Origin of the sequence: Streptomyces sp. NPDC046821, from assembly GCF_040645335.1 — a bacterium.
Taxonomy (GTDB): domain Bacteria; phylum Actinomycetota; class Actinomycetes; order Streptomycetales; family Streptomycetaceae; genus Streptomyces.
Genome location: NZ_JBEYYB010000013.1, coordinates 113,914 through 138,469 on the forward strand (window position 1 = coordinate 113,914; position 24,556 = coordinate 138,469).

The following is a 24,556-nucleotide window of genomic DNA, read 5'->3' on the forward strand; positions in this document are numbered from 1 at the left end:
TCGGCCGGGGACCGCAATCGCCGGGGGGCTCGGAATACATGCGACGACGCACAAGATCGCTGGTCACGGTCGTTCTGCTGAGCGCTGTCGGCGTGCTGCTGCTCGGCGCGTGCGGGACGCTGCGGGCCGGGGCCGGTTCCGGCGGCGTGGCGACTCCGACGGAGCCGGCGCGCTGGCAGACGTTCGCGCCGTTCAGGGTGACCGCCGCGCGGCTCGCCGACGACCGGCGCACGCTCAGCGTCGACGCAGAGGTGCCCGGCGGCGGGAAGACGTGCGCACGTCACCTGAAGGCGGTCGTCACCAGCACCTCGGACCGCACCGTGTGGGTGCAGGTGACGTTCTCCGCCCTGACGGGCGGCGCCCCGCGCGCCGACTGCCGCAAGACCGCGACGGCCACGGCGAAGGTGCGGCTGCCGTCCCCGCTGGGCCACCGCGAACTGGCCATGGATACCGACACGGCGTTCACGGCGGACGGCGCCGACCTGCCCCACCTGCGCATGTGCGGCGAACTCGGCTGCCACCCCGCGCCCACCGGCTGCACGCCCGCCTCCTACGACCAGGCGGTGATGGCCCTCGACGTGCCGAACCACACCTCCCGTGGGGATGAGCGCTGCGACGGGAAGTGGCTGGTGTTCGACGTCTCCTCGCGCATGGGCCCGGCCTGCCCCGAGGGCGCGGGCCCCGGTTGCGGGGCAAGCCTCGGCGACCGCTGGTTCTTCCGTGCGGAGAAGTCGGGCTGGAAACCGATCGCCCGCAGCACGAAGGCCGGATGCACGGACGTACACCGCACCGAGCCCGCTTTCCCGTCCAACCTGTGCGCCGACCTCCCGCCGCTAAAGCGAGCGCAGGGCTGATTGGCTGAGCGTGAAGTGGCCACGTGGGCCACCGGCGGAGCGAAATACCCGAGGCAAAGCGTGTCCGCGCGCACCAAATCCCACCATCACTTTTAACTTAAAGTTATGAGAACTAACTTTCTGTCACCCTTGGTGCGGGGGCTGTCGGCGTTGACGGCCGCCGTGGCCATCTCGGTAACGGCTGCGGCAGGCGCCGCCTCGGCTGATGGGGGGACCTTCCTCGGCCGTCTGCACAAGGTGCGCCAAATTGCCTCCACGGTCCCCGCGAACGGCGACGTGAACCCCTACGGCACGGCCGTGGTCGCGCGCGACGCCGGGAAGCTCCGCCGAGGCAACGTGTTGGTCAGTAACTTCAACAACAGCCAGAACCAGCAGGGCACGGGCACCACTCTGGTTCAGATCAGCCCGCGGGGCACCGCCAAGCTGTTCGCCCAGATCGACCCGGCCCACCTGCCTGGCAAATGCCCCGGCGGTGTGGGGCTCACCACCGCGCTGAGCATCCTGCCCGGCGGGTGGGTGGTGGTGGGCAGCCTGCCGACCACCGACGGCACCGCTGCCACCGCCAAGCCGGGTTGCCTGCTGGTACTCGACAGCCGCGGCAAGGTCCGCGAGACGATCGCCGGACACGGCATCAACGGACCGTGGGACATGACCGCCAAGAGCTACGGCGACCGTACCGACCTGTTCGTCACCAACGTGCTCAACGGCACTGTGGCAGGCGGCGGCGACGAAGTGGACCGGGGCACCGTCCTGCGCATCACCCTCAAGCGCCATGGCAACCGGCCGCCGACGCGGGTGAAGACCACCAAGATCGGATCGGGCTTCGCCCAGAAGACCGACCCCGCCGCCCTGGTGATCGGCCCGACCGGCGTCGGCCTCGCCAAGGACGGCTCGCTCTATGTCGCCGACACGGTCAAGAACCGCATCACCGTCATCCCGCGCGCGCTGACCCGGAAATCCAGCGCCGGCACCGGCCGGGTCGTCAGCAGCGACTGCAAGCTCAACGGCCCCCTCGGCCTCGCCATCGCCCCCAACGGCCACATCCTGACCGTCAACAGCGGTGACGGCAACATCGTTGAGACCACGCCGAAGGGCCGCCAAGTGGCATTCCGGCAACTCGACAAGAGCGGCTCTCCGCCCGGCGCGGGCGCGCTGTTCGGCCTTGCGGTGGACCTGGACCGGGACGCCGTGTACTTCGTCGACGACGCCACCAACTTCCTCAACGTCCTGCGTTGATCCACGAGAAGCACGGAGGCCCCGGATCTCTCCGGGGCCTCTCTGGTGCGAGAGTGACACGCCGCCGAGGCCATTTGGCCGTTGCCGGTGGGCGCAGGCGGGGTGGCTGTTGTTGCAGGTGATCGCGGACAAGTGTGCGGTGGGGAGCTTCAGCGAGGTCGTGCGATGCACGTTGACCCTGGTGGACGGGGCGGGCCTCCGGCTCGCGTGCGCGTGACGCCGACACGCCTGGCGCCGGTTCCTCTACTCGGCGCAGACCATTTTAAAAGGTGTCTTTGATTCGAATGTCCAGCCAACGCGACATTTCGTCCACGAGCATTGCCGTGTCCGACCAGGCAGGCGCATCAGGCACCTGCCGAGAAAGGAGCACGGAATGCGGGTTTCCCGTCTTGCCGCCGCGCTGGGCGTCGCAACTGCCGTCCTGCTGGGCGGTGCCACTGCCGCCAGCGCGGCAACCAATGCGCCCTCGGTGGCATCCCATGCCACGCACGACCGCGGTGACGAGCATGGTGACCACGGTCGCGGCGACCGCGACGACCGCCGGGGCAACCACGGCTGGCGCCACGACCGTGACGACCGCCGGGGCAACCACGGCTGGCGCCATGACCGTGACGACCGCCGGGGTAACCACGGCTGGCGTCATGACCGTGATGACCGCCGGGGTAACCACGGCTGGCGCCACGACCGTGATGACCGCCGGGGCAACTACGGCTGGGGCCACGACCGCTACGGTCACCGCTGATCGCCCTTGGGGTGCCCTTCCGCTGTCGGGGGAGGGCACCCCTTCCGTGCGCGTATGAGGAAACCGGCGGGGACCGACCCCGGAAACCACTCAGGGGCCTGACCCGCTATGCGGATCAGGCCCCTGACCTGGTACTTCAGCTGTCGGGGTGGCGGGATTTGAACCCACGACCTCTTCGTCTCGAATGAGGTTCGAGTGGGCTCGGAGCCTCAGTAGTTGACGTTTTTGCAGGTCAGATGCGTGCGCTTAATGGGTCCTGCGTGGTCTCAAGTGGGCTCGGGGAGTGACTTGGCTCCCAATCGGTTCCCGGGGAGCCGTCCGCCGCTCTACCTTCGGCACGCGGCACCCATGCCAAACCTTCGGTCACTCGCTACGGTCGCCGTTTGGCGATCGCGGAAGGTTTTGGACGGATGTACGAGGGCGGGCGCCGACTCCGCCCCTCCGTCTCCAGTGCCGACGCCCCAGGCTTCGAGCCCCCGCACCCCCGGCGAATCCGAGAGCGACGTCGCCGAATGGTCGTGCCTGGGTGACCGGCGAGACTTCGTCAGGTGGCCGCGATCACCGCGCGGCGTATGGCCGTCGGTCAGTTCGCGGTGTCGTACTGCTCGCGCCATTCCTCGATCAGAGCCGCCATGCGGGTCTGCATGAAGCCGTAGAAGTCCTGCATCTCGCGTAGTCGGTGCTCCGTGGCGGTGTTCTCGGCGGCAGCTTTCAGGCCCTCGCCGGCTGCGTCGCCCATCACCGTGAGCATGGCGTTCTGGCTGCCCATCAGGGTGGCCCATGCGTGATCGCGGAAGCGGTAGTGGTCGCGCCGGCTGCCGGGTGCCGGCACACGCTCGATCATCCCGATCGGGATGAGCTGTTTGACCGCCCCGGACACGGCCCCGGAGCTGATCTGGAGCTCCTCGCACAGGTCGGCAGCGGTCATCGCCTCCTGAGGGCTGAACAGCAGTGCCGTCATCACGCGGGCGGTCGTCTTCTGCATGCCGCCCTGGGCGAGCGTGAGTGCCAGCCTCTCGGCGGCCTCGCGCAGTCGAGCCTTCGTCTCATCGTCGCTCATGACTCCGAGTGTACCGAGAGTTCGAAGCAACTAGACATCTCTATGTGTTTACAGATCTCTGAAAGTTCGCTACGTTCTGAGTCATGCCAAGCGACGAGATCTCCGAGAACCTTCCGTACGCGATCGAGCTCCGCGACCTCACCAAGAGCTACGGAGCCCGCCGAGGTCTGACCGGCCTGACTCTGGATGTGAAGTCCGGCGAGGTGTTCGGCTTCCTGGGGCCGAACGGCGCCGGCAAGTCGACCACCATCCGTCTCCTGCTCGACCTGATCCGCCCCACGTCAGGCACGGCCCGCGTTCTGGGCCTCGACCCGCGCGTCGACGGAGTCCTCCTGCGCAGCCACCTCGGCTATCTGGCAGGCGACTTCGTATGTGACGGTCGCCAGAACGTCCGCGGCTACCTGAGGTTCCTCGCCGAACTGCGCGGAGGAGTGCCGCAGGCCCGTATCGACGAGCTGGCCGACCGGCTCGGTCTCGATCAGAGCGCCCGCATCAAGAAGCTGTCCAAGGGCAACCGGCAGAAGGTCGGCCTGGTGCAGGCGTTCATGCACGAGCCTCGACTGCTGGTCCTGGACGAGCCCACGTCCGGGCTCGACCCTCTCGTCCAGCAGACCTTCCTCGACCTGGTCGCCGAGGCCGCTGGGCGCGGCCAGACGGTCTTCATGTCGAGCCACATCATGAGCGAGGTCGAGGCGGTCGCGGACCGGGTCGGCATCATCCGCGACGGCAATCTGGTCGCCCTGGACACCGTCGCGAACCTGCGAGCCGGAACGGTACGCGACATCGAGGTCACCTTTGCCCACCCGGTGACCATCTCCGACTTCAGCGGACTCGAAGGGGCGCGACTCGCCCTGGACGACACCGGAACCGTCCTCACAGGCCAGGTCGCCGGCAGCCCCGACCGGTTCGTGAAGGTGCTGGCAGCACACGCCGTCACCAGCCTGCGCGCCACCGAACCCGCCCTGGAGGAGCTCTTCCACGCCTACTACGAGGGTGCCGAGGCCGCACCTCGCACCACCGTCCCCACCCGCTGAATCCCCCCTCACCTCCCTCAGGAAGAGCCGTCCATGAACCGCGCCCTGTACGCCAAATCCCTCTCCGACCACCGCCGCGGCCTGACCGGCTGGGCTGTCGGCACCGCGGCCGTCGCCACGATGTACGCCTCCACGTACCCCTCGCAGAAGGACAGCACCGCCAACCTTCCTGAGGCGATGCGGGAGGCCATGCACATCGACGCCAGCGCCGCCGGCTACCTCCAGGCGAGCGTCTTCGGGCTGATCCTGCCGCTGCTGGCCATGGTCTACGGCGTGGCCACCGGCACCCGCGCCGTCGCCGCGGATGAGGAAGCCGGACAGCTCGACCTGATCCTGGCCCACCCCGTCCCCCGCACCCGACTCGTCCTTCAGCGCTTCGCGGCACTCGCCACCGGAGCCTTGGTGATCGCTTTCCCGGTCTGGCTCGCCATGCTGGCCATCAGGGACAGCGCTGAACTGACGTCCGTGACCCCGGGCCAACTCCTCGCCCAGTGCACCAACCTGGCGCTCCTGTCGATCGTCTTCGGTGCCCTGGCCATCGCGCTGGGGGCCGGCTACGGGCGGCGCGTCCCTGTCCTGGTCACAGCAGCGGTCATCGGCGTCCTCGCCTACGCCGCCCATACCTTCGCCGGACAGCTCGGCGCCGACTGGCTCGCATACCTGTCCCCGTTCCACTACTACATCGCGGGGCAGCCCCTGCGGCACGGCTTCCAGTGGGGCGACGCGGCCGTACTTGTCGGAATGGCCGCCGCGCTTGTCGGTGCTGCCATCATGCGTCTGAATTCCCGCGACTTGCGTAGCTGAGGTCCCCGTCCCGCCGCGTCCGGCGCAGGGCAAATCAAGGTGAGACACATCAGGTCAGGCCCGGTACTGAGATTCAGTACCGGGCCTGACCTGATGTGTCTTCAACGAGGCGGCAGAACTTCAACCCACGGGTCGTACTTGGGGATGAGGTCGGAGTGTGGAGGGCCGAACTGACTGCAGAATCAAGTGAATCTGGCGATTTCGCGTAGAACCTCGGTGATGGCTGGCCGGTCTTGTGGGTCATGCCGCAGCATCTCGACGACGATCGGTCCCATCGGGCCGGGCATTGTCACCGCACGCCGGTTGCCTGCCACGATCGCGGCGCGCTGCACCGGCCTGGGCGCATCGTCCGGGTAGATCACTGCCCGTTTGCCGGTCGCGGCCATGAGCAGGGTCGCGCCGAGCCCGTACACGTCGGCTGCCTGTGTGGGGACCGAGTGTCCTTCGTCGAGGACGGCGGCGGAGATCTCCGGTGCCTCGTAGTGGACCAGGCAGCCCCTGAAGGGGAAGTCGACGGCTTCGGGGACCGGCTTGCCGTGTGCGAGGGCGAGGGCGAGGGCGAGGTCGATGAGGTGGGTGCGGTCGGGGCCGATGAGGAAGTGGGCGGGTTGCACGTCTCCGTGGGCCCATCCGGCTTCGTGCAGGTCGGCCAGGGCACCGGCGCACCCGATGGCCGTCTGTATGTCCGGTGGGGTGCCGTCGGTGCGGTAGTGCGTCCACAGGTGTTGGAGGTCCGGGCCCTCGTGCCAGGGCTGGATGTTCCAGGTGCCTTGTTCCCAGTAACCGGATGCCACGTGCTCCGTGCCCAGGTGGGTGAGGACGGCGGCTTCCCGGCCCGGGGCGAATGCTGTCCAGTGCTGGCCGGGCCATTCAGGGGTGGCTGCGACGGGATAGCCGAGCTTGAGGGCGTAGCGGCCTGAGCCCGTGACGATGTCCCACACCATCGAGCCGCGGCGGTCGAGGACGAGGTGGTGTGACTCGATGGACAGACCGATCAGCAAGGCTGTGGGGATGGACGGCGGCACAGAGGGTCCTCTCGCGGGCCGAAGGGGCGCGCCCCCGCCGAGTGGAGAAGCGGGGGCGCCGTGGGCATCGGGGGTTCAGGCAGCGCCGTAGGGGCGGCCGCAGTCCGAGTCGCACTGGGCGAGATTCTCGCCGTCGACCGTCCACCTCGCGTCGAACACGCGGAACCCCGCCGCCTTCATCGCGTGGGCGGAAGAGGCCACCAGCTCGGGGTCGCGTCCACCACCGCCGGGCTTGGGGTTGTGGTGCAGGAAGCGGCCGGCGTACCGGTCGCAGAGTTCGGCGTACTCCTTGGTGTGGAGGATGAGGGCGTGCAGGCCCATGTCCACCTCGTCGGACGGCACCATCGGCACCGTGGCCGTCGCAGCGGTCACCAGGAAGGCGACGGCCTGGTCCGCGACCTGTTCGGCGACCTCCCGCTCGACGTGGTCGTGGAGGACGACGAAGTGCGCGAGGCTGTTGAAGAGTTCCTCGCCGGCGATGTCGCGGCCGGTCTTCAGCGCGCTGTCGGTGATGGTCATGCCTTCTCCTCGATCTCCGTGCTGGGTTGGGTTTTCGGTCGGTGCAGGCGGTACAGGGCGTTGAAGGCGCGGGCCGAAGTCGCCAGCGCCCGCAGGTGGTCCACGGCACCGGTGTGCTTCATCCCGTGGACGTCGAACTGGATGAGGAAGTGGGCGTCGCGGTACAGAGGCTGCGTATGGGTGTTCTCGGGGACGATGCCGCAGGAGACGAGATCGGCGAGCAGCCCACGCAGCCGGACGGCGCGCTCGATCACCGTCCCGCGAGGGGGCAGGCTGAGGCGGATCTGCCGGGCCCACTGCACATCGGCGTCGACCTGCTCGACGTCGATCGGGTCGTCCTGCTGCTGGTGCGGTCTGCTGGTCGTCACGGCACTCACCTAGGGCTCCCTCGCCTCGTGCGGGATGTGTGGTGCGCGCCCTCCGGGAGCGCGGGGAGAGCCGTTACGGGTGGCAGCTCCCGGAGGGGCGTTGTGTTGCGTCACCCAGTACAGGGCCGGCGGGAGCCTGGGCCCAGGAAAGTTCGGGTGGCGGACGGACGCGGCGGACCGGAAAGTTTTACCTTCGGGCTTCAGTCGCAGGTCACCGCACCGCTACCGTCCAAGTCATGGAGGCCAACCAGGTACTTCTGGATCGGATGCGTGAACTCGACCTGACACAGGACGAGTTGGCCGAGGCGTGCAACGACGCGATCGAGTCCCTCACCGGTACACGAGGGGCGATGTCGGCGCGCACCGTCTACAACCTGATCTACAGAACCCGTTGGCCGCGCACCAAGCAGCGCATGGCGTTGGAGATCGTGTTCGGGATGCCCGCCGTCGAGTTGGGCTTCACCCCACGGACGAACACGCCGGTGGAGAGTGAGGACCCTGACGTGCACCGCCGCGCCTTCGGAACCCTGACCGCCTCGTTGGCGATCGACGCCGCCTTGCCCGCGACGACAGCGGGAGCCACCGTGCACCGCGTCGGCGCGAGCGACGTCACCCGCCTGCATCGCAAGTTCGCGGAGATCGTCGCCAAGGACCACCGCCAAGGCGGACGGGCGAGCATCGAGCATCAAGCGCTCGCCCTGGCCGGCGAAGCCCTGGGCCTGGTGCAGACCGGATCGTCGTCGCAGCGCGTGAAAAGCATGTTGTTCGCCACCGCCGCCTCCTTCACCAGCTCGGCGATGTGGGCCGCGATCGACGGCCGGCGCTTCGACGCCGCGCAACGCCACTTCGACCGGGCCACCGCCCTGGCCGGCATGTCAGGAGACCAGGCCATCCAGTTCCGTATCTGGTCCCACGCCGGATCCATGTACCGACACCTCGGCCGTCCCGTCGACGCCCTCGCCGCCAACGACGCCGCCCGGCACCTGCGCATCACCCGCACCGACCCGATGTTCGCCGCCCTCGGGCACGCCCGGCAGGCCGCCATCCACGGCGTCTGCCGCGATACGAGGGCGATCGAACGGTGCATGGACCTGGCCATCGACGCCTACGACCGCGCCGAGCCCGAAGCACCCCACCCGGTATGGCTCACGGCATTCTTCACCCGGCCGAACTCCACTCCCTGGCCACCGCCGCCCACCTCGCGGCACACGACTACGAGGCGGCGGAAGGCCACGCCCACAAGAGCCTCGCCCTCCTGCGCGCCCCGATGACCCGCTCGCGCGCCATCACCACCACCCGCCTCGCCCGCGCCCAGCTCGGCCAGGGCGACATCGGACCGGCCGTCCGCACCGCGATGTCCATGCCCGACCCACAGGCCGCGCACCCGCGCGTCCACGGCATGCTGACCACCTTCGGCCAGAACCTGGAACGCATCGCCGCCGGATCCAGCCACGCCCGCCTGTGGGCCGGCTACGCCCACGACCACCACCTCAAAGGACCCATGCGATGACTACCGACGTCACCCTGGAACACGCCCACGACATCGAAGCCGTGTGGGAGACCCTGATCGACATCTACGCCCAGGTCCGCGCCGACCAACTCCACCTCCCGCACTACTCGGTGGAGCGCTTTGCCGAACGCCTTGCCCGGCACGGCAAGGAACCCGGCTGGGAAACTGTGATCGCCCACGTCGACGACGTCCCCGTCGGCTACGGCTACGGCAACACCCTCACCCCGGTCGAGGACCGCTGGTGGAAGCGCACCGACCCGGCCCCCGCAGCAGAGATCTCAGCTCGGACGACGGTGGCCATCAAGGAAATGATGGTCCTGGACGCCTTCCGCCGCCGAGGCATCGCCCGAGCCTTCCACGACTCCCTCCTCGCCGACCGCGAAGAAGTACAGGCATCACTCATGGTGTCCCCGGCCAACCAGGCCGGCCGCGTCCAGGCCCTGTACGCGAAGTGGGGCTACGAGGTGATCGGCCGCTCCCAGTCGGCTCCGGACGCACCTGCGCTGACGGTCATGATTCGTCCGGTGCGACTGCCCTCGCCGACGGCCTAGTCCGGAATTGACTCGCGGGGCACGGCATGGCGAGGACCGGCTGCTGCGGGGCACCCCGGTACCGTCACCCGCATGATCAACGGCGCCCACGTCATCCTCTACAGCCGCGATGCCGAAGCCGACCGTGCCTTCCTCCGCGATGTACTCGGGTACGCGTACGTCGACGCCGGCGCCGACTGGCTCATCTTCAAACTGCCGCCCGCAGAAGCCGCAGTACACCCCGCCGACAGTCCTTCGCACGAGCTGTACCTGATGTGCGACGACATCACGGCGACCGTCGAGGAGCTCGAAGCAAAAGGCGTGCAGTTCACGGAACCCGTCACCGGCGTCGGATGGGGCATGAAGACCACGCTCCGCCTCCCGGGCGGAGGCGAGCTGGGTCTGTACCAGCCACGCCATGCAACGGCGTACGACCTCTGAGGGGACAGCGCCGCTGCGTGGCCGAGCGCGCGCTCCGACACCGACTGTGATCAACGATCAACGTCGTCGTGTGCTTGGAAGCTGCGGCGAAGGGGTCTAAATAACTGCGGGCGCGTGCACCCGTCGTCTCCCAGTTTTCTCCCAACCGATCACCGGAGACGCAGGAAGGGCCTGATCCTCAGTGAGGATCAGGCCCTTGACCTGGTGTTTCAGCTGTCGGGGTGGCGGGATTTGAACCCACGACCTCTTCGTCCCGAACGAAGCGCGCTGCCAAGCTGCGCTACACCCCGATGTCGTTGCTCCACTTCCCCGCAGACCTGCAGGTCGTGGCGACATGGATTACTTTAGCGGACCGGCGCCCGTAGACGAAATCCGGTTTTCGCGAGAACCGGTGCCGAGGCCACGAAGGTCAGCCACGTACCCCCGGCGTCAGGGTCACGAACCCGGGCCCCGCCCCCGGCGCCGGCGTCACGCAGCCCCCGCCCCCACCCCCGCCGTCAACGTAAGCAGCGTCGCCTCCGGAGGGCACGCGAAGCGGATCGGGGTGTAGCGGTTGGCGCCGCAGCCTGCGGAGACGTGGAGGTAGGAGCGGTTGCCGGCGGCCTCGTGCGTGGAGAGGCCCCTCGCGCGGTCCGTGTCCAGGTCGCAGTTCGTGACCAGTGCGCCGTAGAAGGGGACGCGCAGCTGGCCGCCGTGGGTGTGGCCCGCCAGGATCAGCGGGTAGCCGTCCGTCGTGAACGCGTCCAGGGAGCGCAGGTACGGCGCGTGCACGATGCCCATCGAGAAGTCGGCGCCCGAGGCCGGGCCGCCCGCCACGCGTGCGTACCGGTCGCGCTTGATGTGCGGGTCGTCCAGGCCCGTGAACGCGATCTCCATGCCCTCGATCTTCAGGGCGCCCCGCGTGTTCGTGAGGTTCAGCCAGCCCGCACCGTCGAAACCGTCGCGCAGGTCCTCCCACGGGTTGTGGACGACGCCGACCGCGGGTGCGTTGCCGTTGAGGCCGTGGGCGCCGCGGGCCTTCTCGACCAGGTAGCGGGCCGGGTTGCGGAGCTTCGGGCCGTAGTAGTCGTTCGAGCCGAAGACGTACGCCCCCGGGAACTCCATCAGCGGGCCCAGCGCGTCCAGGACCTCCGGTACGCCCTCCGGGTCCGAGAGGTTGTCGCCCGTGTTGATCACGAAGTCGGGGCGCAGGCCGGCCAGCGAGCGCAGCCACCGCTGCTTCTTGCGCTGGCCGCCGACCATGTGGATGTCGGAGACCTGGAGGACGCGGAGCGGGCGCATCCCCTCGGGGAGGACAGGAATCGTGACCCGTCGGAGGCGGAACGAGCGGGCTTCGAAGCCCGCCGCGTAGAGGAGCCCGGCGGCGCCCACCGCCGTGATGCCTGCTGTGACTTTCATCGGGAGCCCGTATCGCGCGCGCATACGTCCATCGTGTCAGACCCGGACTCCCCCGGAAATCAAGGGGCGTCGGGCCTGTCACACCTGCGACAATCAGCGCATGACCACGCTCAAGTCGAAGCTGCAGGAAGACCTCACCGCCGCGATCCGGGGGCGTGACGAGCTGCGCTCCTCGACGCTCCGGCTGACCCTCACCGCGATCACCAAGGAGGAGGTCGCGGGCAAGGAGGCGCGCGAGCTCTCCGACGACGAGGTGCAGAAGGTGATCACCCGCGAGGCGAAGAAGCGCCGTGAGGCGGCCGAGGCGTTCGCGCAGGGCGGCCGCGCCGAGCAGGCCGCGCGGGAGAAGGCGGAGGGCGAGGTCCTCGCCGAGTACCTGCCCAAGCAGCTCTCGGACGACGAGCTGCGCGCGATCGTCGCCCAGGCCGTCGAGGAGGCGAAGGCCGCCGGCGCCGAGGGGCCGCGCGCCATGGGTCAGGTCATGAAGATCGTGAACCCGAAGGTCGCGGGCCTGGCCGAGGGCGGCCGCGTCGCCGCCGTGGTGAAGCAGCTGCTCGCGGGCTGACCGACACCTCTATACGTAAGTTCGGGGCGCCCCGATAAGCGGAGCGCCCCGTACACACGAATGGGGCGCCCCCATTAAAGGGAGCGCCCCATTTCGCGTATCGCCGCTACCCGTGGCGTCGGCCGTGCCCGTTACCCCCGCCGATCAGATTCGGCGGGAGCGTGATCTTCGGGAAGGGGTTGTTGCCGCCGGGCTTGGCGCCGCCCTGGCCCTGGTCGCCGTTGCCCTTGTCTCCGCCCTTGCCCTTCCCCTTGTCCTTGTTGGCGTCGGGGATGTTGATGAGGTTGAAGGCCGGGGACGGCTTGCCGGCGAGGGCGCCGACCATGGCGTCCCGCCAGATCGGGCCCGGGACCTGGCCACCGAAGACCTTGTCGTAGACCTGGCCGCCGATCGGGATGTTCTCCATCTGGACGTCCTGCCCGGCGCTGCCGACCCAGACCGCGCCCGACAGGTTCGGCGTGTAGCCGACGAACCAGGCGTTCTTACGGCTGTCGGTCGTACCCGTCTTACCCGCGTTCGCCCGGTCGGTCAGGCCGGCCTGCTGGCCCGTACCGGAGTCGATCACGCCGCTGAGCAGGGTGTTGATGGCGTCGGCGGTCTTCTCGGACATCGCGCGCTTGCAGGACGTCTGCGGCACCGGCAGCGACGTGCCGTCCGGCGCGGTGATCGCCTCGATGGCGACCGGCGTGCAGTACGTGCCGCGGTTGGCGAAGGCGGCGTACGCGGTCGCCATGGTCAGCGGCGAGATGCCCTTGGCGCCGAGGACGATGGAGGGGACCTCGGGCAGCTTGTCGCCGTTGCCCTGGACGACGCCGAGCTTGTCGGCCATGTCCATCACGGGGCAGATCCCGGTGTCCTCGATCATCTGCACGAAGTAGGTGTTGATGGACTTCGCCATCGCCTCCTTCAGCGCGTACGGCCCCTTCTCGGACTTGTTCTCGTTCGACACGGTGAAGCCGCCGTTGTTCAACCACGGCTTGCCGCTGCACGTCTGGACGGACGTCGGGTACGGCATCTCGTACGGCGCCGGGTACGACTTCGTCACCGGCGTGCCCTGCTCCAGGGCGGCCGCGGCGAGGAACGGCTTGAATGTCGAACCCGTCGGGAAGCCGTAGTTCGACCCGCCCAGCGAGTAGTTGACCGAGTAGTTGAGCTGCGTCTCGTTCTTGCCGAAGCCGTACGGCTTCGACTGGGCCATGCCGAGGATCTTGCCCGTGCCCGGCTCGACGAAGGTGCCCGCCGCCGCGACCTTGTCCTTCTGGTAGACGTGGCTCTTGATCGACGCCTGCACCGAGTCCTGCGTCTGGGGGTCGAGCGTGGTCTGCACCCGCAGGCCGCCCCGGTTCCAGATCTTCGCCCGCTGCTCCTTCGTCTTGCCGAAGACGGGGTCGGTGAGGAACACCGCGCGGACGTAGTCACAGAAGAAGCCCGCGCCCTTGACCGCGGTGATGCAGCCGTTCTGCGGCTTGCTGACCTTCAGGCCGAGCGGCTTCGCCTTGGCCCGGTCCGCCTCCGCCTGCGAGATGTCGTGGACGTCGGCCATGCGCTGGAGCACGACGTTCCGCCGCTTGGTGGCCTCGGCCTCGTCGTTGACCGGGTCGTAGCGGCTCGGGGACTGCACGATGCCGGCGAGCATCGCCGACTCCTCGATCGTCAGGTCCTTCGCCGGCTTGGAGAAGTACCGCTGCGCGGCGGCCTCGATGCCGTACGCCTGCTCACCGAAGTACGTGATGTTCAGGTAGTTGGCGAGGATCTTCTTCTTGCCGAGCTTGTCCTCGAGCTGGATCGCGTACTTCAGCTCGCGGACCTTGCGGCCGATCGTCTGCTGGGTGGCCTGGGCGAGCTTCGTCGGGTCGTCGCCGGCCTCCTCCATGAAGACGTTCTTCACGTACTGCTGGGTGAGGGTGGACGCGCCCTGCGCGACGCCACCGCTCCGCGCGTTCTGGTTGATCGCGCGGAGGATGCCCTTCACGTCGACGGCGCCGTGCTCGTAGAAACGAGAGTCCTCGATCGCGACGAGTGCCTTCTGCATGTACGGCGAGATGCCTTCGAGCGGCACCACCGTGCGGTCACGCGAGTAGACGGTCGCGATCGTGCCGCCCTTGTTGTCCAGGATGGTGGTGCGCTGACTCAGCGGCGGCTGCTTGAGGTTGGCCGGGATCTCGTCGAACCCCTCGACCGAACCCTTGGCCGCGAGGCCGAGCGCACCCGCCGCGGGCAGCGCGATTCCGGCGAGGACGGCTCCCGCGAGGACACTGACACCGAGGAACTTGGCGGCCTGCTGGGCCGGAGACAGTCCACCGCCCGAGCGCTTCTTTCCCATGGGGGGCAGCCTACGTTCTGATTCTCCGGACACGCGTGTAGGCCTTGGCCTAAGCTGCACTCAACTGTCACAGCAGTGCGGTCACGTATCAAGACATCGGGCGAACCCGAATCGCTCCGGTAGTCACCTCGCCACCCTGCCGCGGTCGTTGAGTCGTCGTCGCGGGCGTGTCCGAATCCGCCTGATGTGTCACTCGATGTCCGCCGCCACTCAATTGAAATGCCCGAGTATGCCGGGTTGGTCGCACATGCCCCCGGCTCACTCCGTCGGGTGATCTGCCGCTTACGCATAGTCCGTTCGGGCCATTCAAGATTGGGCCCGAAGGGGGTGTTGCGCTGTGCCCACCTTCCGTAACGTCCTCAACTGGCGGCGGTGAATATGCCGCTTGCCGCCGTGGGGGAGCCTCGATTCGGGAGAGGACGGCGCCGGTATGGGCTGGGTAGTCGACTGGAGTGCGCAGGCGGCCTGCCGCACTACCGATCCAGATGAACTGTTCGTTCAAGGAGCAGCGCAGAACCGGGCGAAGGCGGTGTGCACCGGATGTCCGGTACGCACCGAGTGCCTGGCTGACGCGCTCGACAACCGCGTCGAGTTCGGCGTGTGGGGTGGCATGACAGAGCGGGAGCGCCGCGCGTTGCTGCGCAGGCGTCCTACCGTCACCTCGTGGCGCCGGCTGCTCGAGACGGCTCGGACGGAGTACGAGCGCGGTGCGGGCCTGCTGCCCGTGGACATGGACGACGACGAGACGTACGAGAGGTACGCCGCCGTGGGGTGAGGGAGCCGAGCTCCTCGAAGACTTCGCAGGACGCCCGAGGGATGCGAGCCGAGTTGTGGCCCGCGCCTCGGGAGACGTCCGCGCGGCTCACACAGCTCCGGCCGGGTCGGTCCCGGCCGCGAGCCGGTCGCCGATGCTCCGAAGGCCTGCCAAGTCGTGCACATCGCCGGGCAGGGCGCCGACCTCGGTGACCGCCACCTCGGGGTGGAGCGCCGCGAAGCGGTCGCGCGTGCGCTGCTCGCGTGCAAGGAGCTGCATCCGCTCCGCGTGCAGGCGCAGCAGACCCGCCGTCAGTTGGTCTGTGGTGTTTGTGGGTGCGGCGGTGGTTGTGGCTGAGCTGGTGGCTGAGCTCGCGGGTGCGGCTGTGCTTGAGGGGGAACTCGTGGGTGCGGCTGTGTCCGGGGATGAACTCGTGGGTGCGGTGGTGCCGTCCGTGTCCCCTGCCGGGTCGGGGGAGCCAGCGTCGGGGGAGTTACGCAGCTCTACATTCCCGCCCCCCTGATCCACAATGCCGCGCTCGTCAAGATTTTCCGCGGCGGCCAGCGCCCGCTCGGCCGACAGCTGCGCGGCACCGCTGCCGTGCACCCGGTTCAGTACGAGACCGGCCAGCGGCATGTCCTCCGCGGCCAGGCGTTCCACGAAGTACGCCGCCTCGCGCAGCGCGTCCCGCTCCGGGGCCGCCACCACGAGGAACGCCGTGCCGGGCGCCTGGAGCAGTTTGTACGTGGCGTCGGCGCGCATCCGGAAGCCGCCGAACATCGTGTCCATCGCGGCCACGAACGTCTGGACGTCACGCAGGAGTTGACCGCCGAGCAGCTTGCCGAGCGCGCCCGTCATCATCGACATTCCGACGTTCAGGAACTTCATGCCGGCCCGGCCGCCGACCTTCGCCGGCGCCATCAGGACGCGGATCAGCTTCCCGTCCAGGAACGAGCCGAGTCGTTTCGGCGCGTCCAGGAAGTCGAGCGCCGAGCGCGACGGCGGGGTGTCGACGACGATCAGGTCCCACTCGTCGCGGGCCCGCAGCTGGCCCAGCTTCTCCATCGCCATGTACTCCTGCGTGCCCGCGAAGCCCGCCGAGAGCGACTGGTAGAACGGGTTGCCCAGGATGGCCTCGGCCCGCTTGCCGTCCGCGTGCGCCTCGACGATCTCGTCGAACGTCCGCTTCATGTCGAGCATCATCGCGTGCAGTTCGCCGCCCGCGGCGTCGTCGATGCCCTTCACTCGGCGCGGGGTGTTGTCCAGCGAGTCGATGCCCATCGACTGGGCCAGCCTGCGGGCCGGGTCGATGGTGAGCACGACGACCTTGCGGCCGCGTTCCGCGGCGCGCAGGCCGAGGGCCGCCGCCGTCGTCGTCTTGCCGACGCCGCCGGAGCCGCAGCACACCACGATGCGGGTCTCCGGGTCGTCGATCAGCGGGTCCACGTCAAGGACGTGGGCATGGGCGGGTTCCGGCGTCCGGGACGTCATGGAGTGTCAGATCCCTTGCTTCCGCAGTTCCGTGGCGAGCCGGTACAGGCCGGCCAGGTCCATCCCCTCGGCCAGCAGCGGCAGTTCGTGCAGCGACAGGCCCGATTCGGCGAGCACCTCGCGCTGGCCGCGCTCGAGCTCGTACCGTTCCGCGTACTCGGCCGCCTGGTCGAGGAGCGGGGTCACCAGGCGTTCGGCGAGGCCGCCCTTGCGCGCGCCGCCGAGGCCCGCCGAGGACAGCGACTTGGCGATGGCCGTGCGCGACGTGCCGCCCTGTGCCAGCGCGAGCCCGGCGTCGTCGAGGATCGCCGGGCGCACCATGTTCACGACGATCCGGCCCACCGGCAGGTTCGCCGCGCGGAGCTCCGCGATGCCGTCCGACGTCTCCTGCACCGGCATCTCTTCCAGCAGCGTCACCAAGTGGACTTCCGTCTCCGGTGACTTGAGGACCCGCATGACCGCCTGCGCCTGATTGTGTATCGGGCCGATCTTCGCCAGGCCCGCGACCTCGTCGTTCACGTTCAGGAACCGGGTGATCCGGCCCGTCGGCGGCGCGTCCATCACCACGTGGTCGTAGACGTACGTGTTCTTCTTCGTCTTGCGGCGCACCGCCTCGCACGCCTTGCCCGTCAGGAGTACGTCCCTCAGGCCCGGCGCCACCGTCGTCGCGAAGTCGATCGCGCCCAGCTTCTTGAGCGCGCGGCCCGCGCCGCCCAGTTTGTAGAACATCTGGAGGTAGTCGAGGAGTGCCAGCTCGGGGTCGATGGCGAGCGCGAACACCTCGCCGCCCCCCGGGGCCACCGCGATCTTCCGTTCCTCGTACGGCAGAGCCTCTGTCTCGAAGACCTGTGCGATGCCCTGGCGTCCTTCCACCTCCACCAGGAGAGTGCGCTTGCCCTCGGTCGCGAGGGCGAGCGCCAGTGCGGCGGCGACCGTGGTCTTTCCGGTACCGCCCTTGCCGCTGACGACCTGGAGCCTGCTCACGTCTTCGAGCCTAACCAGTCCGCGCGCGGGCTACGCAGGAGGCTGTCGGTCGTCTTCGCCTCAGCGGCTACAGTCGGCCGTATGACGAAGTGGGAATACGCGACCGTGCCTCTGCTCGTGCACGCGACCAAGCAGATTCTGGACACCTGGGGCGAGGACGGCTGGGAGCTCGTCCAGGTCGTGCCCGGGCCGAACAACCCCGAGCAGCTCGTGGCTTACCTGAAGCGGGAGAAGCAGGCATGAGCGGGGCCGTCGACGCGCGCCTCGCCGAACTCGGGCTGACGCTGCCGGAGGTCGTGCCGCCGCTCGCCGCGTACCAGCCTGCCGTGCAGTCCGGTGTGTACGTGTACACCGCCGGTCAGCTGCCGATGGTGGACGGGAAGCTTTCCCTCACCGGGAAGGTGGGGGCCGAGGTCACGCCCGAGCAGGCCAAGGAGCTGGCCCGGACCTGTGCGCTGAACGCTCTCGCTGCCGTCAAGTCCGTCGCCGGTGATCTGGACCGGATCGCGCGTGTCGTGAAGGTCGTGGGGTTTGTCGCCTCCGCTTCCGACTTCACCGGGCAGCCGGGTGTCGTGAACGGGGCCAGTGAGCTGCTTGCCGAGGTTCTCGGTGAGAAGGGTGTGCACGCTCGGTCCGCCGTGGGGGTGGCCGTGCTGCCGCTGGACGCGCCGGTCGAGGTCGAGGTTCAGGTCGAGCTCGTTTCTGAGTGACGCTGGGCTCTGGACTCTGAGCGTTGGGCGCTGAGGGTCGGGCGGGGTGCGTTTTCGTACTTCGGTCGGCTCTCGGCGCCCTGTTGTTTTTCGGGTGCGGGGCCGCGGCGGGATGTACGTGCTCGCTGTTCTAGCGGTTTGCGTTTCCGGGCTTATGGCACCTGCGTGTGGTGCTGGTGGCTCCGCGCGCACATCCCGCCGCGGCCCCTCCCGTTTCGTACGCGGGCGGAGGCCGGGGGGTGTTTTGGTCGGGGTGACCCGTCTCGTACTCGGGTGATCGCCGGGGGCATTCCCGGGGGCGGGGCGTCTCGTACTTGGGTGATCGGCTGTGGGGTGTTGTTTCGGTACGTGGGTGATCTTTGGTTGGTCTCGAACATCCGGGCTATAGCGGATAGCCTCCGGCCATGGCGAATGGGCAGTGGTATCCACCGGAGTGGCCCGAGCGGATCCGTGCGCTGGCGGCGGGTGAGCTGGTGGCCGCCGAGCCTCGGCGGGCCGCGACCGTCATGCTGCTGCGTGACTCGGCCGCCGGGCCCGAGGTGCACATGCTGCGGCGACGCGCCTCCATGGCTTTCGCCGGGGGCGCTTACGCGTATCCGGGTGGGGGTGTCGATCCCCGCGACGACGAGTCGGTGGTGCGGTGGGCCGGGCCCTCGCGGGAGGCTTGGGCCGCTCGGCTCGGGGTCGACGAGCGGTCGGCTCAGGCGATTGTCTGTGCCGCCGTGCGCGAGACGTACGAGGAGGCGGGCGTGCTGCTCGCCGGGCCCGACGCCACCTCTGTCGTGGGAGATACGACCGGGGAGTCCTGGGAGGCCGACCGGGAGGCGCTTGTCGGGCGGGAGTTGTCGTTCGGGGAGTTTCTCGGGCGGCGGGGGTTGGTTCTGAGGACCGACTTGTTGGGGGCCTGGGCTCGGTGGATCACGCCTGAGTTCGAGCCGCGGCGGTACGACACCTGGTTCTTTGTCGCCTCCTTGCCGGCGGGGCAGCGCACCCGTAACGCCTCCACGGAAGCTGATCGGACCGTGTGGATCCGGCCCGAGCAGGCCGCCGAGGGGTACGACAAGGGCGAGCTCATGATGATGCCGCCGACGATTGCGACCCTGCGGGCGTTGGGCGGGTTCGGGAGCGCCGAGGGGGCCCTGCTCGGGGCTGCGGCGCAGGATCTCACGCCTGTACTCGCGCGGGCCCGGGTCGAGGGTGACGAGCTGGTGTTGTCCTGGCCCGGTCATGATGAGTTCACCAAGCACATTCCGACCGCCTCGTCCGGGGGAGCCGCCACATGACCGAAGCAGCCATCCTTCCCGGCCAGCCCCGCGGCGGCGTGCTGTCCGGGCCCGCCACGGCCCGCGCGGTCAACGTGCTGGCTCCGAACGCCTCCGCGATGACCCTCGACGGGACAAATACTTGGATCGTCTCCGAGCCCGATTCCGACCTCGCCGTCGTGATCGACCCCGGTCCGCTGGACGACGCCCATCTCACGCATGTGGTGAGCGTGGCCGAGGCCGCCGGTAAGCGGGTCGCCCTGACCCTCCTCACGCACGGCCACCCCGATCACGCCGAGGGCGCCGGCCGGTTCGCCGAGCTGACCCGGACCAAGGTGCGCGCCCTCGACCCCGCCCTGCGCCTCGGCGACGAAGGGCTGGCGGGTGGGGATGTCGTCTCTGTCGGAGGGCTCGAACTGCGGGTGGTTCCCACCCCTGGGCACACCGCTGATTCGCTGTGTTTCCATCTGCCCGCCGACCAGGCCGTGCTGACCGGTGACACCGTGCTCGGGCGCGGGACCACCGTCGTCGCCCATCCCGACGGGCGGCTCGGGGACTACCTCGACTCGCTGCGGCGGCTGCGTTCCCTCACCGTCGACGACGGCGTCCGCACCGTGCTGCCGGGCCACGGGCCCGTACTCGAAGACGCCCAGGGCGCCGTCGAGTTCTACCTCGCCCACCGGGCCAACCGGCTCGCCCAGGTCGAGACCGCCGTCGAGAACGGGTACGTGTCCTCGTCCGCGATCGTCGGGCATGTGTACGCGGGTGTGGACCGGTCGCTGTGGCCCGCCGCCGAGTTGTCCGTGCTCGCCCAGCTGGAATACCTGAAGGAGCACGGACTTATTTAGCTCCGTCGTGGCGGGGGGCTTCTTCTGGGGGCGGTTTCTTTTTAGAAGCCCAGCGCCTTCAGGCGGGCCTCGTCCGCCACTACGTTCAGTTCGGTGACCTTGTCGTTCGTGATCGTGAACGCCATGAGCGAGGACGGGTGGCCGTCCGGCTGTGCGAGCAGCGCGACCGTGCCGTTGACCGCCACGAAGCGGACGTTCGGCGGTGCCATGCGCTGGAACATGATCGCGCCGGACGCCACCGCGTGCGCGCCCTGGAGCAGGCGCGAGAGGCCCGTTGCGCCGCCGTCCGAGCGCAGCAGGATGTCCGGGTCCAGGACCGCGACCAGGCGTTCGAAGTCGCCCTCGCGCGCCGCCGAGAGAAACGCTTCCACGACCACGCGCTGCCGGGCGATGTCCGTCTCCGGCGCCGGGGCCTCCTGGACGCGGCGCCGCGCCCGGCTCGCCAGCTGACGGGTCGCCGCCGGGGTGCGCTCCACGATCGGGGCGATGTCGTCGAACGGCACCGCGAACATGTCGTGCAGCACGAACGCCAGCCGCTCCGCCGGCGCCAGCGAGTCCAGGACGATCATGAGCGCCAGGCCCACGGAGTCGGCCCGCAGCGCCTGCTGTTCGGGGTCCGGGGTGTCGAGCGAGGTGATCAAGGGGTCGGGCACGTGCGTGTCCAGTGGCTCCTCGCCCCGCGCCTTGCGCGAGCGCAGCAGGTCGAGGCAGATCCGTCCGGTGACCGTGGTGAGCCAGCCGCCCAGGTTCTCCACCGCCGATATGTCCGCGCGCTGGAGCTTCAGCCAGGTCTCCTGAACGGCGTCCTCCGCCTCGCCGATCGAGCCGAGCATCCGGTAGGCCACGGCACGCAGATGCGTCCGTGACTCCTCGAACCGCTCGGCCAGGGCGTCTGTCGACGCTGAACTCATGTGTCCTGCTTCCCGGGTCAGGGGCGGGGCGCCTTCACGCCGTGTACGGCTTCGTATTCTGCCGCCAGCCACGGGCCCAGGTCCTCGGTGTACGTACGAAGGGTGTGCGGCGCACCGACCGGCTCGTACGCGGCCCGCGCCGCCTCACGCATCGCGTCCGCCCGCTCGGGGTAGTACGTGCCGAACACCTCGGCCATCAGCGTCAGATCGCTCGTCCAGCCCTGCCAGCGCGGCATGACCAGCGTGAAGCCCGTACGCACCAGGTGACGGGACATCATGCGGTCCAGGACGCGCGGGTCGTCGCCCCTCGTCACGCGCTCGCGCCAGCGGGGCAGGATCAGGGCCAGGTCGCCGTTGGTCTCGCGGGCCAGGAGCGGGTCGGGGCGGTAGCGCGGCAGGTGCTCGGCCAGGTCCTCGCCCAGGAGCGGGGTGCACAGGCAGGCCACGAACCAGCCGAGGTCGTGCCGCTCCAGGTCGCTGAGCACGCGGGCCCGGCTCAGGAGGATGACGCCCACACCGTCGATCTGCGCGAATTCCCTGTTGAGCGTGGCAGAGAGGGCGTCGGTGGTCGCTCTGTCGTCGTCCGTCGGTTCCTCGGTCAGGGCGATGAGCAGGTCGAGGTCGCTGCGGCCGGGGCGGGCCGTGCCGCGGGGTACGGAGCCGTAGAGGTACGCGCTCGACAGGCGCGGCCCGAACGCGGTGGGCAGTCTGTCCTGTGCCGCTGCCACCACGGGCGCGAACTCCCGCTGGATCAGCTCCAGGGAGCCTTCTCGGGCGATGTAGCCGTGGCTGTCGAGTCCGCGCGTGGTGGTGGCTGTCATGGGGCCACTTTGCCGGGTGGGGGCGGAGTGGGGCGCGGTATTTTTCGCGTGCGGCTTGTGGCGGGGGTGCGGGTGAGCGGGTGTGCCGGTGAATGGGCGTGCCGGTGAATGGGCGCGTGCGGCTTGTGCTGGGGGCCCGGCGAATGCCGGTGCGCGGCCGGCGTCGGGGGTGCCGGTGGATGCCTGCGCGAGGCTTGTGCCGGGGTGCCGGGGTGCCGGGGTGCCGGGGTGCCGGGGTGCCGGGGCGCCGGGGAGCGGAGTGCCGTTGAACGGGCGCGTCCGTGACCGGGTGAGTCCGTGAACGCACGATCCCGCCTCCCTGGAGGGAGACGGGACCGGTTCGCAGTACGTGCCTACGCGTCAGCGCGAGCGCTTCGCGAGGCGCTCCACGTCGAGGAGGATCACGGCGCGGGCCTCCAGGCGGAGCCAGCCGCGGCCCGCGAAGTCCGCGAGCGCCTTGTTCACCGTCTCGCGGGAGGCGCCGACCAGCTGGGCCAGCTCCTCCTGCGTCAGGTCGTGCACGACGTGGATGCCCTCCTCCGACTGCACGCCGAAGCGGCGCGAGAGGTCCAGGAGCGCGCGGGCCACACGGCCCGGGACGTCCGAGAAGACCAGGTCGGACATCTGGTCGTTCGTCTTGCGCAGGCGCCGGGCGACGGCGCGCAGCAGGGCGGAGGCGACCTCCGGGCGGGCGTTCAGCCAGGGCAGCAGGTCGCCGTGGCCGAGGCCGAGGAGCTTGACCTCGGTGAGCGCGGAGGCGGTCGCCGTGCGCGGGCCCGGGTCGAAGAGCGAGAGCTCGCCGATCAGCTCGCCGGGGCCGAGCACCGCGAGCATGTTCTCGCGGCCGTCGGGCGAGGTGCGGTGGAGCTTCACCTTGCCCTCGGTCACCACGTAGAGGCGGTCACCGGGGTCGCCCTCGTGGAAGAGGGCGTCGCCGCGCGCGAGCGTCACCTCACTCATGGAGGCGCGGAGCTCCGCGGCCTGCTCGTCATCGAGCGCCGCGAAGAGCGGGGCGCGCCGCAGAACGTCGTCCACGAGTTTCTCTCCTATGTCGACCTGCAACCGGGGGATCGGGTTGCCGCTCCCCATTTTGCCGGACGGTCCAAACAGTGTGATCAGTCACTCAGGCACAAGTTTGCCGCACCGGCGCCACAAGCTGTGGGGAAGGGGGCCAATCGGGGACGGATCCATGGGGGCGAGGACGGATGTCAGCGGGTGCCTTTAGGCTGGCCGAGTGTCCAAAACGCCGGTGAGAGCACAGGCCAAGGGGGCTGGGACGGTGACGGCAAGCCGCGATTCCGCTGTGGGCGAACAGTCCTCGACTGCGCCCAAAAAAGCGGCAAAACGGGCGAAACGGGTGGTGAGTGACGGCGGGTCCGCAGGGGCCCGTCAGGCTTCCGGAGCTGGTGAGGCCTCCGGGACCACCACGCCGCATGTCGCGAAGTCGGCGACCAAGGCCGGCGCCGTCGAGCAGGCGGAGAGAGTCGCCGCCGCCAAGCCCCCGAAGAAGGCCGCCGCCAAAAAGGCCGCCGCGAAAGCCGCCGCCAAGCCCGAGTCCCGTACCGCTCTCGTCCGGCGCGCCCGGCGCATCAATCGTGAGCTCGCCGAGGTGTACCCGTACGCCCACCCCGAGCTGGACTTCGAGAATCCGTTCCAGCTGCTCGTCGCCACGGTGCTCTCCGCCCAGACGACCGACCTGCGGGTCAATCAGACGACACCGGCGCTCTTCGACCGGTATCCGACCCCGGAGGACCTCGCCGCGGCGAACCCCGAGGACGTCGAGGAGCTGATCCGGCCCACCGGCTTCTTCCGCGCCAAAACGAAGTCGATCATAGGGCTGGCGGTGGCCCTGAGGGATGAGCACGGCGGCGAGGTCCCGGGCCGCCTCGAAGACCTGGTCAAACTGCCCGGTGTAGGCCGCAAGACCGCCTTCGTCGTGATGGGGAACGCGTTCGGACGGCCTGGAATCACCGTTGACACGCACTTCGGACGCCTCGTACGCCGCTGGAAGTGGACGGACGAGACCGACCCCGACAAGGTCGAGAGGATCGTCGGCGAGCTCTTCCCGAAGAGCGACTGGACGATGCTCTCGCACCACGTGATCTTCCACGGCCGCCGGATCTGCCACGCCCGCAAGCCGGCCTGCGGCGCCTGCCCCATCGCCCCGCTCTGCCCGGCGTACGGCGAGGGCGAGACCGACCCGGAGAAGGCGCAGAAGCTCCTGAAGTACGAGAAGGGCGGCTTCCCCGGCCAGCGCCTGAAACCCCCGCAGTCCTACCTGGACGCCGGCGGCATCCCGGCGCCCCCGCTCGGCGCCTCCGCGCCCCCGCCGGTCACGGGCGAGTGACACATCGCGGAACGAACGG

The 24,556-nt window shown here is 69.3% G+C and carries 27 protein-coding genes and 1 tRNA gene; 15 read left to right on the forward strand and 13 right to left on the reverse strand.

Going from position 1 to position 24,556, the window contains the following annotated elements; genetic code table 11:
* The first annotated feature begins 38 nt into the window (after nucleotides 1-38).
* Both ABZ893_RS26430 and ABZ893_RS26435 read left to right on the forward strand, forming a co-directional pair.
* Nucleotides 39-854, forward strand: a complete 816-nt coding sequence (locus ABZ893_RS26430; protein ID WP_361408004.1) for a hypothetical protein — start codon at nucleotides 39-41, stop codon at nucleotides 852-854.
* 162 nt (nucleotides 855-1,016) lie between these two features.
* Nucleotides 1,017-2,090, forward strand: coding sequence for a hypothetical protein (locus ABZ893_RS26435; protein WP_361408006.1), 1,074 nt, complete (start codon nucleotides 1,017-1,019; stop codon nucleotides 2,088-2,090).
* Between the two features lie 262 nt (nucleotides 2,091-2,352).
* On the opposite strand, the gene ABZ893_RS26440 is transcribed toward ABZ893_RS26435, so the two are convergent.
* Both ABZ893_RS26440 and ABZ893_RS26445 read right to left on the reverse strand, forming a co-directional pair.
* On the reverse strand, nucleotides 2,353-2,811 hold the full coding sequence (locus ABZ893_RS26440; protein ID WP_361408008.1) for a hypothetical protein: 459 nt from the start codon (nucleotides 2,809-2,811) through the stop codon (nucleotides 2,353-2,355).
* Nucleotides 2,812-3,415: 604 nt separating this feature from the next.
* On the reverse strand, nucleotides 3,416-3,892 hold the full coding sequence (locus tag ABZ893_RS26445) for a MarR family transcriptional regulator (protein WP_361408010.1): 477 nt from the start codon (nucleotides 3,890-3,892) through the stop codon (nucleotides 3,416-3,418).
* Nucleotides 3,893-3,975: 83 nt separating this feature from the next.
* Here ABZ893_RS26445 and ABZ893_RS26450 point away from each other — a divergent pair, with 83 nt between their 5' ends.
* On the forward strand, nucleotides 3,976-4,926 hold the full coding sequence (locus ABZ893_RS26450; protein ID WP_361408011.1) for an ABC transporter ATP-binding protein: 951 nt from the start codon (nucleotides 3,976-3,978) through the stop codon (nucleotides 4,924-4,926).
* Between the two features lie 33 nt (nucleotides 4,927-4,959).
* Complete coding sequence (locus ABZ893_RS26455) at nucleotides 4,960-5,730, forward strand: ABC transporter permease (protein WP_361408013.1); 771 nt, start codon at nucleotides 4,960-4,962, stop codon at nucleotides 5,728-5,730.
* A 182-nt stretch (nucleotides 5,731-5,912) separates the two neighbouring features.
* Here ABZ893_RS26455 and ABZ893_RS26460 read toward each other — a convergent pair whose 3' ends face one another.
* From ABZ893_RS26460 to ABZ893_RS26470, 3 genes are all read right to left on the reverse strand, one after another.
* A complete protein-coding gene (locus ABZ893_RS26460; protein WP_361408015.1) occupies nucleotides 5,913-6,755 on the reverse strand; it encodes a protein kinase in 843 nt (280 codons plus the stop codon).
* A 75-nt stretch (nucleotides 6,756-6,830) separates the two neighbouring features.
* Complete coding sequence (locus tag ABZ893_RS26465; RefSeq protein ID WP_361408017.1) at nucleotides 6,831-7,274, reverse strand: hypothetical protein; 444 nt, start codon at nucleotides 7,272-7,274, stop codon at nucleotides 6,831-6,833.
* Nucleotides 7,271-7,642: a hypothetical protein gene (locus ABZ893_RS26470; RefSeq protein WP_361408019.1), complete on the reverse strand. Its 372-nt coding sequence runs from the start codon at nucleotides 7,640-7,642 to the stop codon at nucleotides 7,271-7,273. The genes ABZ893_RS26465 and ABZ893_RS26470 overlap by 4 nt, the downstream gene beginning before the upstream one ends.
* 236 nt (nucleotides 7,643-7,878) lie before the next feature.
* Here ABZ893_RS26470 and ABZ893_RS26475 point away from each other — a divergent pair, with 236 nt between their 5' ends.
* The 4 genes from ABZ893_RS26475 to ABZ893_RS26490 all read left to right on the forward strand — a co-directional run bounded on the left by ABZ893_RS26475 (nucleotide 7,879) and on the right by ABZ893_RS26490 (nucleotide 10,123).
* The gene (locus ABZ893_RS26475) at nucleotides 7,879-8,913 is read left to right on the forward strand and encodes an XRE family transcriptional regulator (protein WP_361408021.1); all 1,035 of its coding nucleotides are present in this window, start codon (nucleotides 7,879-7,881) and stop codon (nucleotides 8,911-8,913) included.
* Nucleotides 8,910-9,152: a hypothetical protein gene (locus ABZ893_RS26480; RefSeq protein WP_361408023.1), complete on the forward strand. Its 243-nt coding sequence runs from the start codon at nucleotides 8,910-8,912 to the stop codon at nucleotides 9,150-9,152. Before ABZ893_RS26475 ends, ABZ893_RS26480 begins: the two co-directional genes overlap by 4 nt.
* On the forward strand, nucleotides 9,149-9,703 hold the full coding sequence (locus ABZ893_RS26485; protein ID WP_361408025.1) for a GNAT family N-acetyltransferase: 555 nt from the start codon (nucleotides 9,149-9,151) through the stop codon (nucleotides 9,701-9,703). Before ABZ893_RS26480 ends, ABZ893_RS26485 begins: the two co-directional genes overlap by 4 nt.
* Before the next feature lie 72 nt (nucleotides 9,704-9,775).
* Nucleotides 9,776-10,123 carry a VOC family protein gene (locus tag ABZ893_RS26490; RefSeq protein ID WP_361408026.1) on the forward strand — a complete coding sequence of 116 codons (348 nt, stop codon included), beginning with the start codon at nucleotides 9,776-9,778 and terminating at the stop codon, nucleotides 10,121-10,123.
* Between the two features lie 216 nt (nucleotides 10,124-10,339).
* Here ABZ893_RS26490 and ABZ893_RS26495 read toward each other — a convergent pair.
* Nucleotides 10,340-10,413: transfer RNA gene (locus ABZ893_RS26495), tRNA-Pro, on the reverse strand.
* Nucleotides 10,414-10,591: 178 nt separating this feature from the next.
* Nucleotides 10,592-11,545 (reverse strand): metallophosphoesterase, encoded by a 954-nt coding sequence (locus ABZ893_RS26500; RefSeq protein ID WP_361408028.1) that lies wholly within the window; start codon nucleotides 11,543-11,545, stop codon nucleotides 10,592-10,594.
* Between the two features lie 76 nt (nucleotides 11,546-11,621).
* Here ABZ893_RS26500 and ABZ893_RS26505 point away from each other — a divergent pair, with 76 nt between their 5' ends.
* Nucleotides 11,622-12,086, forward strand: a complete 465-nt coding sequence (locus ABZ893_RS26505) for a GatB/YqeY domain-containing protein (protein ID WP_361408030.1) — start codon at nucleotides 11,622-11,624, stop codon at nucleotides 12,084-12,086.
* A 106-nt stretch (nucleotides 12,087-12,192) separates the two neighbouring features.
* On the opposite strand, the gene ABZ893_RS26510 is transcribed toward ABZ893_RS26505, so the two are convergent.
* On the reverse strand, nucleotides 12,193-14,409 hold the full coding sequence (locus ABZ893_RS26510; RefSeq protein ID WP_361408032.1) for a transglycosylase domain-containing protein: 2,217 nt from the start codon (nucleotides 14,407-14,409) through the stop codon (nucleotides 12,193-12,195).
* 430 nt (nucleotides 14,410-14,839) lie between these two features.
* On the opposite strand from ABZ893_RS26510, the gene ABZ893_RS26515 reads away from it, so the two are divergent.
* Nucleotides 14,840-15,184: a WhiB family transcriptional regulator gene (locus ABZ893_RS26515; RefSeq protein ID WP_361408034.1), complete on the forward strand. Its 345-nt coding sequence runs from the start codon at nucleotides 14,840-14,842 to the stop codon at nucleotides 15,182-15,184.
* An 87-nt stretch (nucleotides 15,185-15,271) separates the two neighbouring features.
* Here the strand turns inward: ABZ893_RS26515 and ABZ893_RS26520 are convergent, their stop codons facing one another.
* Nucleotides 15,272-16,654, reverse strand: coding sequence for an ArsA family ATPase (locus ABZ893_RS26520; RefSeq protein ID WP_361408036.1), 1,383 nt, complete (start codon nucleotides 16,652-16,654; stop codon nucleotides 15,272-15,274).
* 6 nt (nucleotides 16,655-16,660) lie between these two features.
* Nucleotides 16,661-17,638, reverse strand: coding sequence for an ArsA-related P-loop ATPase (locus ABZ893_RS26525; RefSeq protein WP_361408038.1), 978 nt, complete (start codon nucleotides 17,636-17,638; stop codon nucleotides 16,661-16,663).
* A gap of 81 nt (nucleotides 17,639-17,719) precedes the next feature.
* On the opposite strand from ABZ893_RS26525, the gene ABZ893_RS26530 reads away from it, so the two are divergent.
* The 4 genes from ABZ893_RS26530 to ABZ893_RS26545 all read left to right on the forward strand — a co-directional run bounded on the left by ABZ893_RS26530 (nucleotide 17,720) and on the right by ABZ893_RS26545 (nucleotide 20,458).
* Nucleotides 17,720-17,881 (forward strand): DUF4177 domain-containing protein, encoded by a 162-nt coding sequence (locus tag ABZ893_RS26530; protein WP_003975360.1) that lies wholly within the window; start codon nucleotides 17,720-17,722, stop codon nucleotides 17,879-17,881.
* On the forward strand, nucleotides 17,878-18,348 hold the full coding sequence (locus ABZ893_RS26535) for a RidA family protein (RefSeq protein WP_361408039.1): 471 nt from the start codon (nucleotides 17,878-17,880) through the stop codon (nucleotides 18,346-18,348). The genes ABZ893_RS26530 and ABZ893_RS26535 overlap by 4 nt, the downstream gene beginning before the upstream one ends.
* A gap of 404 nt (nucleotides 18,349-18,752) precedes the next feature.
* Nucleotides 18,753-19,631, forward strand: coding sequence for an NUDIX hydrolase (locus ABZ893_RS26540; RefSeq protein ID WP_361408041.1), 879 nt, complete (start codon nucleotides 18,753-18,755; stop codon nucleotides 19,629-19,631).
* The gene (locus tag ABZ893_RS26545; RefSeq protein WP_361408043.1) at nucleotides 19,628-20,458 is read left to right on the forward strand and encodes an MBL fold metallo-hydrolase; all 831 of its coding nucleotides are present in this window, start codon (nucleotides 19,628-19,630) and stop codon (nucleotides 20,456-20,458) included. Before ABZ893_RS26540 ends, ABZ893_RS26545 begins: the two co-directional genes overlap by 4 nt.
* A gap of 41 nt (nucleotides 20,459-20,499) precedes the next feature.
* Here the strand turns inward: ABZ893_RS26545 and ABZ893_RS26550 are convergent, their stop codons facing one another.
* From ABZ893_RS26550 to ABZ893_RS26560, 3 genes are all read right to left on the reverse strand, one after another.
* Entirely contained in the window at nucleotides 20,500-21,369 is an 870-nt protein-coding gene (locus ABZ893_RS26550) for a sigma-70 family RNA polymerase sigma factor (protein ID WP_361408045.1), read from the reverse strand.
* 17 nt (nucleotides 21,370-21,386) lie between these two features.
* Entirely contained in the window at nucleotides 21,387-22,190 is an 804-nt protein-coding gene (locus tag ABZ893_RS26555; RefSeq protein WP_361408047.1) for a nucleotidyltransferase domain-containing protein, read from the reverse strand.
* A gap of 360 nt (nucleotides 22,191-22,550) precedes the next feature.
* Nucleotides 22,551-23,225: a Crp/Fnr family transcriptional regulator gene (locus tag ABZ893_RS26560; protein ID WP_100596519.1), complete on the reverse strand. Its 675-nt coding sequence runs from the start codon at nucleotides 23,223-23,225 to the stop codon at nucleotides 22,551-22,553.
* Nucleotides 23,226-23,469: 244 nt separating this feature from the next.
* Between ABZ893_RS26560 and nth the strand changes: the two genes are divergently transcribed.
* On the forward strand, nucleotides 23,470-24,537 hold the full coding sequence (gene nth / locus ABZ893_RS26565; RefSeq protein WP_361408049.1) for an endonuclease III: 1,068 nt from the start codon (nucleotides 23,470-23,472) through the stop codon (nucleotides 24,535-24,537).
* Nucleotides 24,538-24,556: the final 19 nt, after the last annotated feature.

Excerpts from the sequence above, each read along its gene's own strand:
- ABZ893_RS26430 (WP_361408004.1), top strand. The coding sequence starts at position 39 with ATGCGACGACGCACAAGATCGCTGGTCACGGTCGTTCTGCTGAGCGCT.
- ABZ893_RS26445 (WP_361408010.1), bottom strand. The coding sequence starts at position 3,892 with ATGAGCGACGATGAGACGAAGGCTCGACTGCGCGAGGCCGCCGAGAGG.
- ABZ893_RS26450 (WP_361408011.1), top strand. The coding sequence starts at position 3,976 with ATGCCAAGCGACGAGATCTCCGAGAACCTTCCGTACGCGATCGAGCTC.
- ABZ893_RS26455 (WP_361408013.1), top strand. The coding sequence starts at position 4,960 with ATGAACCGCGCCCTGTACGCCAAATCCCTCTCCGACCACCGCCGCGGC.
- ABZ893_RS26465 (WP_361408017.1), bottom strand. The coding sequence starts at position 7,274 with ATGACCATCACCGACAGCGCGCTGAAGACCGGCCGCGACATCGCCGGC.
- ABZ893_RS26475 (WP_361408021.1), top strand. The coding sequence starts at position 7,879 with ATGGAGGCCAACCAGGTACTTCTGGATCGGATGCGTGAACTCGACCTG.
- ABZ893_RS26480 (WP_361408023.1), top strand. The coding sequence starts at position 8,910 with ATGACCCGCTCGCGCGCCATCACCACCACCCGCCTCGCCCGCGCCCAG.
- ABZ893_RS26485 (WP_361408025.1), top strand. The coding sequence starts at position 9,149 with ATGACTACCGACGTCACCCTGGAACACGCCCACGACATCGAAGCCGTG.
- ABZ893_RS26490 (WP_361408026.1), top strand. The coding sequence starts at position 9,776 with ATGATCAACGGCGCCCACGTCATCCTCTACAGCCGCGATGCCGAAGCC.
- ABZ893_RS26500 (WP_361408028.1), bottom strand. The coding sequence starts at position 11,545 with ATGCGCGCGCGATACGGGCTCCCGATGAAAGTCACAGCAGGCATCACG.
- ABZ893_RS26505 (WP_361408030.1), top strand. The coding sequence starts at position 11,622 with ATGACCACGCTCAAGTCGAAGCTGCAGGAAGACCTCACCGCCGCGATC.
- ABZ893_RS26510 (WP_361408032.1), bottom strand. The coding sequence starts at position 14,409 with ATGGGAAAGAAGCGCTCGGGCGGTGGACTGTCTCCGGCCCAGCAGGCC.
- ABZ893_RS26515 (WP_361408034.1), top strand. The coding sequence starts at position 14,840 with ATGGGCTGGGTAGTCGACTGGAGTGCGCAGGCGGCCTGCCGCACTACC.
- ABZ893_RS26520 (WP_361408036.1), bottom strand. The coding sequence starts at position 16,654 with ATGACGTCCCGGACGCCGGAACCCGCCCATGCCCACGTCCTTGACGTG.
- ABZ893_RS26530 (WP_003975360.1), top strand. The coding sequence starts at position 17,720 with ATGACGAAGTGGGAATACGCGACCGTGCCTCTGCTCGTGCACGCGACC.
- ABZ893_RS26535 (WP_361408039.1), top strand. The coding sequence starts at position 17,878 with ATGAGCGGGGCCGTCGACGCGCGCCTCGCCGAACTCGGGCTGACGCTG.
- ABZ893_RS26540 (WP_361408041.1), top strand. The coding sequence starts at position 18,753 with ATGGCGAATGGGCAGTGGTATCCACCGGAGTGGCCCGAGCGGATCCGT.
- ABZ893_RS26545 (WP_361408043.1), top strand. The coding sequence starts at position 19,628 with ATGACCGAAGCAGCCATCCTTCCCGGCCAGCCCCGCGGCGGCGTGCTG.
- ABZ893_RS26550 (WP_361408045.1), bottom strand. The coding sequence starts at position 21,369 with ATGAGTTCAGCGTCGACAGACGCCCTGGCCGAGCGGTTCGAGGAGTCA.
- ABZ893_RS26555 (WP_361408047.1), bottom strand. The coding sequence starts at position 22,190 with ATGACAGCCACCACCACGCGCGGACTCGACAGCCACGGCTACATCGCC.